Below are 14,076 nucleotides of genomic sequence, written 5' to 3' on the forward strand. Positions count from 1 at the left end.
GCTCTTCACCGCTGTGAAGAGTTCTTCCTTATTTACTATATCATGAATTTAATAAAATAGCTATATAAATAATATTTAATCAGAGAAATATTATTAAAAATAAGAAAAACAATAAGATTACTAATTAAATTTAATCATTATTTAAAAACTATTGTACTTGCAATATTTTTAATGTAAACTGAAATAAGTTAGTTAGATAATTTAATAAATTTTAAAACAACTGAGGTGATTGTATGAAATATGTAGTAAAAGATACTATAAGTTTTTTGGTAAAAACATTTCCGAAGATTTATTCTAGCTTATATTTAGAAGACCTAAAAAAATTCGCACCAGACTATAATGTAAATAAAACACAATTAAGAGCATTAGTATTTATAAGAAATTATGGAGTAATAAGCATGACTGATTTATGCTCTAAATTAAATATAGAAAAAGGCAGTCTAACTAGTATGGTAGATGATTTAACAGAAAAGAAATATGTAACAAGAAAAAGAGATTTAGTTGATAGAAGAAAGTATTTAATTGATATTACAGAAGAAGGAGATAAGATAGCTTCTGATTTTATGGATAAATTGAGTGATGGATTAGAAGAGAAGCTTTCTAGACTAACTGAAGAAGATAGAAAGAACTATCTAGGAGCAATAAATACTCTTCAATATATATTAAATAAAGACGAATTTAGATAGAAAACTATGAAAAATCCCCTTTTCAAATATTGGTTGAAAAGGGGACTTTTTATCTGATAAAATTTACATAAAGTAAACTTTTAAAATTTATTTGTGTAAAGCTACATATTGCTCTAAACCTTCTTTTAATAATGTAGCAGCTCTATGAAGGTCAGTTTCATTTAGGATGTAAGCTAATCTTATTTCGTCACGTCCTAAACCTGGAGTAGCATAGAATCCTTCAGCAGGGCAAACCATAACAGTTTCATTATTTTTACTGAACTCTTTTAACATCCAGATTGTGAAATCTTCTGCATTTTCAACTGGTAATTTAGCAACTATATAGAATGCACCAGTTGGTTTTTTACATATAACACCTTCAACTTTCATTAATTCATTGTACAATACGTCTCTTCTTTTTTTGTATTCTTCATTAACCTCTTTGAAGTAAGAAGCTGGAGTTTTGTATAATTCAACAGCTCCTATTTGTTCTAATGTAGGAACACAAAGTCTTCCTTGACACAATTTAAGTATTTGAGCTATAAGACCTTTATTTTTACAAGCGATAGAACCAATTCTAGCACCACAAGCACTGTATCTCTTAGAAACACTGTCTATTATTATAACTCTGTCTTGTACACCTTCTAAGTTACCACAGCTAGTATACTCAAGTCCATCATAAACAAATTCTCTATAAACTTCGTCTGCTATTATCCATAGATTTTTTTCTTTAGCTATTTCAGCTAGGATATTAAGTTCTTCTTTTGTATAAATTGCACCAGTTGGATTTCCTGGGTTAGAAAGAATTATAGCTTTAGTTCTATCATCTACCTTAGAAGCTATTTCTTCTTTTGATGGAAGGTGGAAACCGTTTTCTGCTTTTGTTGTAACAGCATTAACTTCCACGTTTACACATTGACCAAATCCATTGTAGTTAGTATAGAATGGTTCTGGAACTAATAAATTATCTCCTGGGTCACAAACAGCCATCATAGTGAAAAGTAAAGCTTCACTACCACCATTAGTCACTAATAATTCATCTTTTTCAAAATCCATGTTGTAAGTTTTGTAGTAATTTTGAAGTGCTTCTAATAATTCTGGAATACCTTCAGAAGTAGCATATTCTAAAACTTCGCTATCAAAGTTTTTAACAGCATCAAAAAACCCTTGAGGAGTTTTTATGTCTGGTTGACCTATATTTAAGTGATATACTTTGATTCCTTTATCTTTTGCTGCTTGTGCAAATGGAACAAGTTTTCTGATTGGAGAGGCTTGCATTGCACTAACTCTGTTTGAATAATTCATTTTAATACCCCCTATTTAATTTAAATACGTATATTGTATTATGTAAATTGTATATTGGAATACAAGACATCTTTACAAGATAATAATAACATACTTATAGGTAAAAATCATCAAAAAAAATTAATATAGCTTTAAAATAAACTTTTAACAAATTACAGTGAAACACTCGTATTTATACTAATAAATTATATGTACATAAACTTATTTATAGTATGATAATATATGGATATATTAGTTATAATTTTTTTGTATTAGAAAATTAAAATACCTAATACTAAATATGTAAAATTATAAAAAATATTATAAATTTATTTAACAGATACAATAAATATCATATAATTATATTAAAGGCTATTAACTAAGAGGTGTTAATTATGAGAGAATTAAGAATAGATCCAATTACTAATGATGTTGTTATATTTGCTACTGATAGGCTGAAAAGACCATTAGATACAATTGATGTACCAAATGATGAAGAAGAAACGAATGAATACGATGAAGGATGCCCATTTTGTAAGGGAAATGAAGCTTATGCAACAGATACACTATTTGAAATAAAAGGTGATGAAGGTTGGCTTGTAAAATCTATATATAATAAATTTCCTATAATTGATGATTTGGCAAGAGATATATATGGTATTCATGAGGTAATGATAGAAAGCAATAAACATAACAGCAGTTTTTACAATATGAATCAAAAAGAATTTGAAGATGTTTTTTTTATGTATAGAAATAGATTTAAAGATTTGTCGAAAGATGACAAAGTAGAATATGTGAGTATTTTTAAAAATTTCTTGAGAAAGGCTGGAGCATCTTTGATGCATCCACATGCTCAAATACTATCTATGTCTTTTATTCCACCTGAAATTACAAATGAATTGTTGGTTTCAAAAGAGTATTATGATAGTAATAAAAGCTCTTTGTATAATGACTTGGTAGAAAATGAAATAAGTTTAAATAAAAGAGTGGTTTATAATGGAGACGCTTTTTTAGTGATTATACCATATGCAACTAAGTACAGTGGAGAAGTAAGAGTAATATTTAAAGACAACATAAAGTTTGATGAATTAACAGATAATAATGTAAAAGAGATTTCTATGATATTCGAAAAGTTATTTAAAAAATTATATAATATAAATGGGTATATGCCATTTAACTTATGTATCCATACTCATCCAACAAAAATTGAAACAAAATCATACTTTAATGTCCATATGCACATAATACCAAGAAAGTATAACCTTGGAGGATTTGAACTTGGAACAAATATGTATGTTTCTTCAATGAATCCTGAAGAATTAACAAAAAAATTAAAATTTGATTAAAGTATGTATCTTTTAGGTATTAAAGAAATAATGATTTTAAAATAAATTTATAGTATATTAATGTTAAAATAAAAACAAATAGAAAAATAAATAAAAAAACTAATAGAAAATTGCTATTTAGATGAGGAGTGGAATATGAAATTTATATCGTGGAATGTCAATGGGATAAGAGCGTGTGTTGGGAAAGGATTTTTAGACTTTTTTAGAGATATTGATGCAGATATATTTTGCTTACAAGAGACTAAATTACAGGAAGGGCAAATAGAGTTAGATTTGCCAGGTTATTTTCAGTACTGGAATTATGCAGAGCGAAAAGGCTATTCAGGTACTGCTATATTTACAAAAAAAGAGCCTTTAAAAGTAATGTATGGAATAAATATAGAAGAACATGATAAGGAAGGTAGAGTTATAACTTTAGAATTTGAAGATTTTTATTTTATTACTGTATATACGCCAAATTCTCAATCTGAATTAAAGAGATTAGAATATAGAACTAGATGGGAAGATGACTTTATAGATTATTTAGTTAAATTAGATAATCATAAGCCTGTAATAGTGTGTGGAGATATGAATGTTGCACATAAAGAAATAGACTTAAAAAATCCTAAAAACAATACAAAGAACGCAGGTTTTACAAAAGAAGAAAGAGAAAAATTCTCTAAATTATTAGATAGTGGATTTATAGACACATATAGATACTTTAATCCTGATAAAGAAGGAGTGTATAGTTGGTGGTCATATAGATTTAATGCAAGAAAAAATAACGCTGGATGGAGAATCGATTATTTTTGTGCATCTAAAAAATTAGAAGATAGATTGACAAATGCAAATATACATACTGAGGTATTGGGGTCAGACCATTGTCCAGTAGAATTAGAGATAATATAGAAGTTTAATCAGGATAAAAATTGGGCTGTAGATGTAAATTTAAAGTTAATTATTCTTTTAATCTACATGCCTTTTTTTAACCTAAATAAATTTCACTTATTTTTTCTTTGCTTAGAGTTTTCTAATTCAAATTGATTTGTTTTTCCCATGTTGTAAGCTAAATTAATAATTTTTTTCTCATCTTTAGTCAAATCACGATTTAGAATTTTCTTAAACTCATCAAATAATTTATCATAGTCAACTCTTTTTTTATTAGAATACTTTATAGATTTAGATTTAATATTTGTATACACATATATATCAGGTACTATGCTTGGATTATATATCTTAATAAAAACCTTCGCTGTATAATATGCATCATTTAAAGCGTTGTGATAAGACATTTTTTCATCAAGTTCCAATATAGAAATAGCATTTTTCAAGCCAATACTTTTTCCTGCTGGATTATTAAAATATTTAGATGCATGTTGTTGAATATTAATATAAGACTTAGGTAAAATATCTGATGCTAGCTTATGATAATTGATATTTCTGTATAACTCCTTTAAATCTCCAACCCCCCAAACACATAGTATAGGGTCGTGTGATGCTATGAATTTTATGAAATTGTTGTAAACCTCAGGAAAAGTAGGTGAATCGTTAAAATCAGAGTCTTTAATATTGGTCATACGACTAATAAAAGGGTGCATTGCCTTGTATAGTGTAGGTTTAATATAGCTATTAAATGTATCTACTATATTAAATTTAGAATCCAGTTTAATTGCTCCTATTTGTATAATTTCAAAAGGACATTTTTCATTGGACACAGTTTTATTGAGTTTTTTGTCAAATCCTTGGTTGAATTCCAAATCGAAAATTATGTATTCCATAAAGTTTATCTCCTAAATTTTTGTATTATTACTAGTATAGATTATATTATAAGCTAAATTAAATTTTTAAACAAAGATACTTTTATTTTAGTATACCCCATATTTATAAAAATGTTAAACTATTGTATGTATAATATTTTTCCAAGAAAAAATATTGCGAACTTTTTGTACTTGATATATAATAATATAAATAAAAACACGAATAAAACACGAATATTTTGCAAGAAAAATTCATAAATATAAGGAAAAATGAATTTTATCTTGTATATTTAATAAAATAAAATTTACACAAAAATCATAGGAGAGTGAAAAGATGGAGAGTTTATTATATGTAATAGAGAAAGATAAGCATACCAATGAAGAAATAAGAGAAATCCTAGAGAGCAATAAAAACATAAGGTTCGTTTCTTTAATGGGAGTTGACTTAGGAGGAAATGCAACAGATGAAAAAATTCCTGTAGAATTATTTTTAGAGGATATAGATAAATTCTTAGAATCAGCTATACAAACTGATGGTTCAAGTGTTGAACTTTACAATATAGCAACATTGAATAATGCAAAAGTAGACTTAATGCCAGATAAAAGTTGTCATTGGTATGTAGATTACAATATGGAATACATAGATGAAGAAGTAGGGTTGCCTGTAGGAACATTAAAGATACCTGCATTTCTAATACACGATAATAAAAAAGTATGTTCTAGGGGAATTCTTCAAAAAGCAGATAAATATTTTAAGAAATCTATGTTTGAAATATTTAGAGAATATCCACATGTAATAAACAATATAGGAATAAACTCAGTAGATGATATAGAAGAAATAATGTTAACAGCAGCTACAGAACTCGAATTTTGGGTTAATACTCCTGAAGATAAAGCTGACTTAGAAAAATTATATGTATCACAAAGCTTAAAAGAACAATACTGGAAAAGAACTCATGGTATTATAAGAACTTGTCTGGAACAAAGTTTAATAATACTTCAAAAGCTAGGTGTAAGCCCTGAAATGGCTCATAAAGAGGTTGGGGGAATTCAAAGTTCTATAAGTATAGATGGAAAAACAAACCATGCTATGGAGCAATTAGAGGTTTCTTGGAAGTTTTCTACACCACTACAAGCGGCAGATAATGAATTATTAGTAAGAGATGTTATAGAAGATGTATTTACATCGCATGGATTAGAAGTTACATTTAAAGCAAAGCCAATTCATGGAGTTGCAGGAAGTGGTGGTCATACACATGTAGGAGTAAGTGCAAAATTAAAAGATGGAAGTATCAAAAACTTATTTGCTCCAAAAGATTTAAAAGAAGACTATCTAAGTGAATTAGGGTATGGAGCTCTTATGGGACTTCTTTATAATTATGAAGTATTAAATCCGATTGTAACAGCTTCTAATGATGGATTTAATAGACTGGTTCCTGGATTTGAAGCACCTGTATGTATAGTTACATCTTTAGGTCATAGTTATGAAATGCCATCTAGAAATAGGTCGGTACTTGTTGGGTTAATAAGAGATATAAAGAATCCAAAAACTGTAAGATTTGAATTAAGATCACCAAGTCCTCTATCTAATACTTACCTAGTAATAGCAGGATGTTATCAAACAATGTTAGATGGTATAAAAGCAGCAGCTAAGAGTGGACTTAGTACTAAAGAACTAGAAAAAGAATTATCTAAAAATGTGGGAGAAGAAAGTTTCTATTTAGAAAAAGACAGAGCATATAGAGATGAAAATGATGTATTTGAACATTATAATTTAGAAGAAAGAAATGCAAGATTTGGAACACCTCCAGCAACAGTTTATGAAAATATGAAAAACCTAGAAATATATGCTTCTAAATTAAAATCTTTAAAACAAGGTGATGTATTTACTGATAGTATAATAGAATCATTTAAAGTTGGGGCAATAGATAAGTGGCAAAAAAAATTAAAAACTAGAATAATAGAAGCTGGAATTCAAAAGATAAGAAGTATTGTAAAAGTACACACAAAAGAAAATATGGATGCACTTGATGAAGTAGTTTGGAATTCAATATCAGACTTAAAGTTTAATATTATGAAAGATACTTTAACTAGAGAATCACTATTTACTAGAGTAAGAGAGGCTGTAGAAAATAAAGATTATCAAACTGCTTCGGATTTACAAATAGAACTAAAGAGAAGCATGGAAGAAATACAACAATTATATATGCAATACAAGAAAAATATATATTAAAATAAAATAGTAATAATTTGATTTTGATGTTATAAAGGCAATTAAGTATGGTTAAATCATTTTGAGTTAAATCTCAAATGTAAAAACCATACTCAATTGCCTTGAATTTTGGATTTTAAGTTTTACAATAAAATTAATTATATTGATTATCTATTAATTCTGATATATAATCAGCAATTTCATCTGGATGAATGACTGTTTTAAATTCTTCTAGATTCTTTTTCATAAAATTTATTATAGAATCAAACTCATTTGATACTAACTTATAAAATATATTTTTTAGGTCTAAGTCATCACTATAAATCATTCCAAGTCCTTTATCTATTATAAATTTAGCATTTTCAATTTCTTGACCAACTTTTGGCATTTTAACAAGTACTGGAGTTTGAGACTGGATTGCTTCAAATATAGTTGCTCCTCCAGGTTTAGTCAACATTAAGTCACATTCTTTTATCAGATTGTACATATCATTTACAAATCCAAGTACTTTTATATTTTTTAGAGGTTTTTTATGAGTTAAATTATCATATAGTTTTTTATTTTTACCTGTAACTATTGTAATCTCTATGGAATTAATATGTTCTTCAATGAAGTCATCTATCCAATGCATAAAATCCTCATCTATATCAAATAGACCTCTTCCTCCACCCAAAAGCAATAGCCTATATTTTCCACAACAAGGTTCTTTACTTTCAATCTGGAATCTCTTATCTACAGGAACACCAGTAACCTTTATGGAATCTGGATTTATTCCTTTTTGAAAAAATCTATTTTTTATCTCTGGAGATGGAACAAAATATAAATCTGTATTTTCAAAAACCCATTCCATACTGTCTACAACATCTGTGATAACTGTCAATGTTGGTATATTTATATCAGGGTTTTTTATCTTGAAATTATTTACACAAGCAGCAGCTAGTGGAAATGTAGAGATAATCAAATCTGGATTTATATCAGAAATATACTCAGAAAGTTTAGGTGTATATAATTTATGAGAGAAATCATGTCTTGAGTCAAACGATTTCTTAAAATAATAATAATAATTATATAATCCAGGAGTATATTTTGTATTGTTTTCATAAAGCTTCACCATAGGCTTATTCATCATAGGTATACTTGCATTTATAAAGTTTTGTATAACAACATTGTAATTACTATATTTTTCCATGATACATTCTTTAACTGCTTTTGCAGCACTTATATGACCAGCACCAAATTGAGCTGTTAAGATTAATATAGTTTTATCTTCTTTTGTTTTAGACAATTTATCACCACTTTCATAAAATATATCTGATTAGAGTATTATACATTTACATAAGAATTTAATCAATAATAATATTAAAAAATAACTATTGTGTAAAACATAGTACTGTGTTATTATAAAAGCATAAGAAGTTTTAACATAGTACCTTGTAAAACACAATACTGTGTATTTAAAGAAAGGATGGAGTATATGAACACACAATTTAGAAAGGGTGTCTTAGAAATTTGTGTACTTGCTCTAATATCTAAAAAAGATATGTATGGATATGAAATAGTACATAATATTTCCAAAGTAATAGATGTAAATGAAGGAACGATATATCCTATTCTAAGAAGACTGACAAAAGATTTGTATTTTGAAACATATATACTAGAATCTAATGAGGGTCCTGCTAGAAAATACTATAGAATAACTTCACTAGGAAAAGAAAACTTATCCAATCTGATGGAAGAGTGGAGAGAATTTGTAAAAGCTGTTGAGATTTTAATAAGTGAAGATGAGGGAGGTAATGAACTTGAATAAAACTGAGTTTCTGGAAATTTTAAAGGATTATCTAAAAAAGGATTTTTCTGAGAGCGAAGTTAATGATATATTGAGAGATTATGAAGAATATTTTGTAGATGGGATTATAGAGGGAAAGAGTGATATGGAAATAATAGCATCACTTGGTTCACCAAAATCTATAGCAAGAGAACTTATTCTACAGACAAAAGAAAAAAACATTGAAGATGAAAAAATAATAAACACAGATATTTTAAATGATAAGTTTAGTAAATTCAAGTTAGATATGAAAAAGGGTTATTCTATTTTAAAAGATGAAGCTAAAGAAAAGTACAATAAATCGAAAGAAAGAGTAAATGATAAGCTTACTCCAAGTATAGAAGAAGGTGTCGGAGGAGTATCTAGAGAAGCTATAAAGATTTTATTAGTATTTTTATCCTTATTATTGATTATTCCAGCATTTGCATTTGTATGTGCTATTATTTCAGTTGCTATTGGGTTAGTATGTACATTGATTGCTTTTGTCATATCAATTCCATTTGTGATTAAATTTATTTCAATGGTTCCAGATGTTACAATGTTTTGTATATTTGCGACTATAGCATTTATAGGTTTAGAGATACTGGCATGGCAAATTTTACTGTTTGTTATAAAGTTAGGTAAACAATTGTTAGGCAGTTATATAAATTGGATAAAGAGAAAAAACATTTATATAAATGCAAATAAAAAGATGGAAAAAAGAAATAAGGATACTTTAAGTGAGAAAGATTTAAATAAAGATAGTAATGAAGATTTATATGATGATTATTGTAATATAGAAAAAGAAGAGAATATAAAGGAATCTGATAATTACAACGATGATAGTATAAATTTTGAGGCAATGTATAAAGATTTTGAAGAAATAGATGATAAGAAAGGAGAAGATAAACATGAATAAGAAACTTGCCATATTTGCTGCGGTTTTATTGGTAATAGGTATAATTGGAACAACATGGTCAGGGATTTTAGTTATGCCAAGCTTAATAAACTTTGGACTCGAAAAAGAAGCTGAATTCAAAAAGGAAAATAAACTTTATCAAGAAAAAGTAAATATTGACAAGTTAGATGTATCTGTTGGCAATATAAATGTTACGATAAAGAGACATTCAAGTGAAGATGTACGTGTGACAACAAGAGGAAACAATGAATTTTACAAATATAATGTAACTTTAAAGGATAAGACATTAGTTGTAAAAGGTGAAAGAAAATATGAAAATCGTGTTAAAAAAATTAAAAATTTTGACCAATTATTCAATACATCTATAAATAATATGTTTTCAGGAGATTATAGGGAAATAGTAATCTATGTACCAAATAATGTAGATATAAATGTATCAAGTGTAGATTCATCTTTATTAGTATATGATAATGTAGCTTCAAGCAATATAACATATAAGACTTCTTATGGAAGATTTGAGAGAGTTATAACTGAAAATAATATAAATAAGCTAGATACATTAAACTTAATATCTAGCAATAATCTTGAATTATCTACAAAATCAGTCTTAGGTGTTAAAAACGTAAATATAGAAACAGAATCATTAGATATATCTTCAGAATATGAAGACATATTTGTCAATAATGTAGAACAATATATACCTGAAAATATAAATATAAAAGAAAAAATAGGTAGAAATTCACATTACGATAACAACTTTAGCATATATTGTGATTTTCCAATTGCTAAAAATTTAGATATAGAGGTTCCAAATTCTAAAGTAAGTCTTAGTCTACCAGTAAATAAGTATAAGTTTAATTGCGATATAAAATCTAAAGAAAGAATAGAAGAAATTAATGATGAGTCAGAAGAATACAATGATAGTTCAATTGAATATGAACACAGTGAAGAAAATCATAACGCATATAAAAATATAAGAGAAATAAAAGGGCTTTTAAATGAAAACTTGTCGAATTTAGAACAAGAGTATACTATAAAAATAAATTCAAATAAATTAGAAATGTAAATAATTCATTACTATAATTAATAAATTGACCTAAAAGTATAAAAATATAGTCTATACTATGGTATAATAAGTATCGAAATAGAATTGGGAGAGGGATACTTATGAATAAAATAGCAGTAAGTTTTTTAATAATTGCTACTACTTTATTGAGTACAGCATGTATGGATTATAAAGTTGACAAAGTAGAATTGGTTGATTCTAGAGATTCTGCAGTTGTAAAGAAAGGTGAAGATATCAAAGAAGAAACTGATACAATTAATCCTAGAAGAACAGCTAAAATACCTATAGAGATAGTTTCAAAGGATGAAAAGATAGTAAAATACTTACAAATAGATGAAGAAAGTACATTAAAAGAAAAACTACAGTTAATCTTAGATACTTTATCACATGAGTATTTTAATGGTTTAGATATGGAAGTAGAAGTTCAGGAAAAAGATAGTCTAGTTAAGATAAACTTAGTTGAACCTGATGAAAAGGGGAGAGTTTCTTGGAAAGATGATTATTTAAATGAACAAAATATAATATATACTATAAATAATATTATCAAAAATGTCATTCAAGAAGATGATAATAGTATTTGGATTGAAGAAGTAGAGATATACTACAATGGAGAATTAATAGAGTTAACATAAGAAATGATGTGTTTTATTTAAAAGCACATCATTTTTTTTATAATTTTTTAATTCTTATAAAATCCTTATATTTATGATTTAGAATGATTCTTGTAAATAAGTTTGACAAAAGAAAGGATGAAAATTATGAGTAATTATATTTTGGAAGTAAAAGGAGTTTCTAAAAAGTTTAAGGAGCAGGTTGCAGTTGATAATATTTCAATTGCAATTAAACATAATTCTATTTATGGATTATTAGGGCCGAATGGAGCTGGGAAATCCACTTTATTAAAAATGATAACAGGAATCTTAAACCCCACTTCTGGGAAGATATTATTTGAAGGTCATAGATGGACTAGAAAAGATTTAGCAAACATTGGGTCTCTTATTGAATCACCTGCTATATATGAGAATTTAACAGCAAGAGAAAATTTAAAAGTTCATACTACATTACTTGGTATTCCTGACTCTCGCATTGAAGAAGTTTTAGGGATTGTTGATTTAAGAGATACTTTTAAAAAGCGTTCAGGTCAGTTTTCTCTGGGTATGAAGCAACGTCTTGGTATTGCTATTGCATTATTAAATCACCCAAAACTTTTAATCTTAGATGAGCCTACAAATGGACTTGACCCTATTGGAATTGAGGAACTTAGAGAACTGATTCGTTCTTTTCCAAAACAAGGAATTACAGTTATTTTATCAAGTCATATTTTATCTGAGGTTGAGCAAGTTGTAGATGAAATTGGAATAATTTCTAATGGAGTAATAGGGTATCAAGGAGAAGTATCAAGGGAACAAAATTTAGAAGAACTTTTTATGAAAGTTGTAGCTGAAAATAGAAAGAGAGGTAAGTAACATGGAAAGATTTGTTAGAGCAGAATTCCTAAAGATGAAAGGAACTTTTGGAATGAGATTGTCTTGGATAGCCCCAATATTTTCTATACTTATCTGCTTTGGACTAGGTGGAGGACAAAATGGTGCTTACAATTGGTGGTATACTATGTTTCTTCCAGGAGCAATAACTTTGATTTGTTCTTTAGTAGTACAAAAAGATGAAAAAAAGAAGTATCGAGGTGTATTGTCATTGCCAGTTGACAAAAAAAATATCTGGACTGGAAAAATACTTTATTGTACCATTATACTTTGTATATCTTCAATTATTTTCATGATAGGGATAGTTTTTATTGGAGTAGTTTATAAGAAAACTATTTTAATAAATCAAAATATTATTGGAACTATAGTACTTATCTTACTATTTATGTGGCAAATTCCACTTTGTATGTTTTTAGCCTCAAAATTTGGTTTGTTTATTACAGTTTTAATAAATATGTTTTTCACTGTATTTGGAGTAGCTGTTTTTTCAACTACAAGTTCATGGTGCTTATTTCCATATTCAATTCCATCAAGATTAATGGCTGCAATATTGCATATTTTACCAAATGGACTTCCTGTACCAGAAGGAAATGAACTTTTAAGCACTAATGTCATTTTACCAGGGATATTAATATCTATTGCCTTATTTATATTATTTACTTTAGCTACAAGTGCTTGGTTTAAAAATAGAGAGGTGAAATAATATGGCACAACTAATAAGACTATTTAATTCTGACTTGATAAAACTAAAAAGAACTTACATAGTACTAATACACTTTTGTATTGCATTAGTAGGAATAGGCTTATTTTTAGGATATTACAATATTTCAGGTTATGATAGTATATCAAAGATAGGAGCATATTTACAAGTTATAGCTATAGCTTTTCCTTTATTATCAAGTATTATGTGTTCAATGTGCGTTGAACAAGAATATTACTCAGGAAATTATAAGCATATACTAACATCATCTAATCCAAAATACCTTACAATTATAAGTAAATATGTAATTTTAATATGCCTTGGTTTTGGAGCAACATTAGTTTCTGTGTTAGGTTTTGAATTTGGTATAGATACTATTTTTAATAATAATCATTTTACACTAAGTTTTTATATGATTTCAATTTTAATTTTAGCAGGAAGTAATCTATTTGAATATATATTACATTTATTCTTAAGTTTGAGATTTGGAAAAGGAACATCAATTGGAGTAGGTATAGTGGAGACTTTACTTTCAGCACTATTACTAACTGGACTAGGAGATGGTATATGGCAGTATATTCCTTGTGCATGGGGTGTTAGATTTGTAAGTGTTTGGGCATCTTTTTCAAGTTCTAAAGAAATTGAATCAATTCAAGAGTTTCAGTCAATAGGTTTAATTTGTGGCTTTGCAACTATTTTTGCATTTGTAATTTTATGTATTTGGTTTTCTAAATGGGAAGGTAAGAAATCTGAAGAATAAAATAATTAATTGTTTATTTAGATTATTTGTATTATTATATTATATTATAGTATAATTTGATAGCATAAAAAAGATAAAAATAATCAGATACATAGTTGCT

At 27.2% G+C, this 14,076-nt stretch carries 14 protein-coding genes; 11 read left to right on the forward strand and 3 right to left on the reverse strand.

Annotated elements, in window-relative coordinates; genetic code table 11:
* Positions 1 to 233: 233 nt before the first annotated feature.
* Positions 234 to 686 carry a MarR family winged helix-turn-helix transcriptional regulator gene (locus IC218_RS01370; protein ID WP_227434246.1) on the forward strand — a complete coding sequence of 151 codons (453 nt, stop codon included), beginning with the start codon at positions 234 to 236 and terminating at the stop codon, positions 684 to 686.
* An 87-nt stretch (positions 687 to 773) separates the two neighbouring features.
* Here IC218_RS01370 and IC218_RS01375 read toward each other — a convergent pair whose 3' ends face one another.
* Positions 774 to 1,970, reverse strand: coding sequence for a pyridoxal phosphate-dependent aminotransferase (locus IC218_RS01375; RefSeq protein WP_227434247.1), 1,197 nt, complete (start codon positions 1,968 to 1,970; stop codon positions 774 to 776).
* Between the two features lie 374 nt (positions 1,971 to 2,344).
* On the opposite strand from IC218_RS01375, the gene galT reads away from it, so the two are divergent.
* The gene (gene galT, locus IC218_RS01380; RefSeq protein WP_227434248.1) at positions 2,345 to 3,295 is read left to right on the forward strand and encodes a galactose-1-phosphate uridylyltransferase; all 951 of its coding nucleotides are present in this window, start codon (positions 2,345 to 2,347) and stop codon (positions 3,293 to 3,295) included.
* 135 nt (positions 3,296 to 3,430) lie between these two features.
* A complete protein-coding gene (locus tag IC218_RS01385) occupies positions 3,431 to 4,183 on the forward strand; it encodes an exodeoxyribonuclease III (RefSeq protein WP_227434249.1) in 753 nt (250 codons plus the stop codon).
* Positions 4,184 to 4,275: 92 nt separating this feature from the next.
* Here the strand turns inward: IC218_RS01385 and IC218_RS01390 are convergent, their stop codons facing one another.
* Positions 4,276 to 5,052, reverse strand: a complete 777-nt coding sequence (locus IC218_RS01390) for a 3'-5' exonuclease (RefSeq protein WP_227434250.1) — start codon at positions 5,050 to 5,052, stop codon at positions 4,276 to 4,278.
* 313 nt (positions 5,053 to 5,365) lie between these two features.
* On the opposite strand from IC218_RS01390, the gene IC218_RS01395 reads away from it, so the two are divergent.
* Entirely contained in the window at positions 5,366 to 7,264 is a 1,899-nt protein-coding gene (locus IC218_RS01395) for a glutamine synthetase (protein ID WP_227434251.1), read from the forward strand.
* A gap of 133 nt (positions 7,265 to 7,397) precedes the next feature.
* Here the strand turns inward: IC218_RS01395 and IC218_RS01400 are convergent, their stop codons facing one another.
* Positions 7,398 to 8,528 (reverse strand): MGDG synthase family glycosyltransferase, encoded by a 1,131-nt coding sequence (locus IC218_RS01400; protein ID WP_227823669.1) that lies wholly within the window; start codon positions 8,526 to 8,528, stop codon positions 7,398 to 7,400.
* Between the two features lie 189 nt (positions 8,529 to 8,717).
* Here IC218_RS01400 and IC218_RS01405 point away from each other — a divergent pair, with 189 nt between their 5' ends.
* From IC218_RS01405 to IC218_RS01435, 7 genes are all read left to right on the forward strand, one after another.
* The gene (locus IC218_RS01405; RefSeq protein WP_009889116.1) at positions 8,718 to 9,050 is read left to right on the forward strand and encodes a PadR family transcriptional regulator; all 333 of its coding nucleotides are present in this window, start codon (positions 8,718 to 8,720) and stop codon (positions 9,048 to 9,050) included.
* The gene (locus IC218_RS01410; protein WP_227482261.1) at positions 9,037 to 9,966 is read left to right on the forward strand and encodes a DUF1700 domain-containing protein; all 930 of its coding nucleotides are present in this window, start codon (positions 9,037 to 9,039) and stop codon (positions 9,964 to 9,966) included. Before IC218_RS01405 ends, IC218_RS01410 begins: the two co-directional genes overlap by 14 nt.
* On the forward strand, positions 9,959 to 11,032 hold the full coding sequence (locus tag IC218_RS01415) for a DUF4097 family beta strand repeat-containing protein (RefSeq protein ID WP_227434254.1): 1,074 nt from the start codon (positions 9,959 to 9,961) through the stop codon (positions 11,030 to 11,032). The genes IC218_RS01410 and IC218_RS01415 overlap by 8 nt, the downstream gene beginning before the upstream one ends.
* Positions 11,033 to 11,133: 101 nt before the next feature.
* Positions 11,134 to 11,664 (forward strand): hypothetical protein, encoded by a 531-nt coding sequence (locus tag IC218_RS01420; RefSeq protein ID WP_227823670.1) that lies wholly within the window; start codon positions 11,134 to 11,136, stop codon positions 11,662 to 11,664.
* Between the two features lie 126 nt (positions 11,665 to 11,790).
* Entirely contained in the window at positions 11,791 to 12,498 is a 708-nt protein-coding gene (locus IC218_RS01425; protein WP_227823671.1) for a lantibiotic protection ABC transporter ATP-binding protein, read from the forward strand.
* A 1-nt stretch (position 12,499) separates the two neighbouring features.
* Positions 12,500 to 13,219, forward strand: a complete 720-nt coding sequence (locus IC218_RS01430) for a lantibiotic immunity ABC transporter MutE/EpiE family permease subunit (RefSeq protein WP_227434257.1) — start codon at positions 12,500 to 12,502, stop codon at positions 13,217 to 13,219.
* Between the two features lies 1 nt (position 13,220).
* A complete protein-coding gene (locus IC218_RS01435; protein ID WP_227823672.1) occupies positions 13,221 to 13,976 on the forward strand; it encodes a lantibiotic immunity ABC transporter MutG family permease subunit in 756 nt (251 codons plus the stop codon).
* The last annotated feature ends 100 nt before the right edge of the window (positions 13,977 to 14,076 follow it).

Source organism: Clostridioides sp. ES-S-0005-03 (assembly GCF_020658455.1).
In the GTDB taxonomy this organism is placed as follows: Bacteria; Bacillota; Clostridia; order Peptostreptococcales; family Peptostreptococcaceae; genus Clostridioides.

What these genes read in the sequence shown, in the direction of transcription:
- IC218_RS01370 (WP_227434246.1), top strand. Translation starts at nt 234, where the DNA reads ATGAAATATGTAGTAAAAGATACTATAAGTTTTTTGGTAAAAACATTT.
- IC218_RS01375 (WP_227434247.1), bottom strand. Translation starts at nt 1,970, where the DNA reads ATGAATTATTCAAACAGAGTTAGTGCAATGCAAGCCTCTCCAATCAGA.
- galT (WP_227434248.1), top strand. Translation starts at nt 2,345, where the DNA reads ATGAGAGAATTAAGAATAGATCCAATTACTAATGATGTTGTTATATTT.
- IC218_RS01385 (WP_227434249.1), top strand. Translation starts at nt 3,431, where the DNA reads ATGAAATTTATATCGTGGAATGTCAATGGGATAAGAGCGTGTGTTGGG.
- IC218_RS01390 (WP_227434250.1), bottom strand. Translation starts at nt 5,052, where the DNA reads ATGGAATACATAATTTTCGATTTGGAATTCAACCAAGGATTTGACAAA.
- IC218_RS01395 (WP_227434251.1), top strand. Translation starts at nt 5,366, where the DNA reads ATGGAGAGTTTATTATATGTAATAGAGAAAGATAAGCATACCAATGAA.
- IC218_RS01405 (WP_009889116.1), top strand. Translation starts at nt 8,718, where the DNA reads ATGAACACACAATTTAGAAAGGGTGTCTTAGAAATTTGTGTACTTGCT.
- IC218_RS01410 (WP_227482261.1), top strand. Translation starts at nt 9,037, where the DNA reads ATGAACTTGAATAAAACTGAGTTTCTGGAAATTTTAAAGGATTATCTA.
- IC218_RS01415 (WP_227434254.1), top strand. Translation starts at nt 9,959, where the DNA reads ATGAATAAGAAACTTGCCATATTTGCTGCGGTTTTATTGGTAATAGGT.
- IC218_RS01420 (WP_227823670.1), top strand. Translation starts at nt 11,134, where the DNA reads ATGAATAAAATAGCAGTAAGTTTTTTAATAATTGCTACTACTTTATTG.
- IC218_RS01425 (WP_227823671.1), top strand. Translation starts at nt 11,791, where the DNA reads ATGAGTAATTATATTTTGGAAGTAAAAGGAGTTTCTAAAAAGTTTAAG.
- IC218_RS01430 (WP_227434257.1), top strand. Translation starts at nt 12,500, where the DNA reads ATGGAAAGATTTGTTAGAGCAGAATTCCTAAAGATGAAAGGAACTTTT.
- IC218_RS01435 (WP_227823672.1), top strand. Translation starts at nt 13,221, where the DNA reads ATGGCACAACTAATAAGACTATTTAATTCTGACTTGATAAAACTAAAA.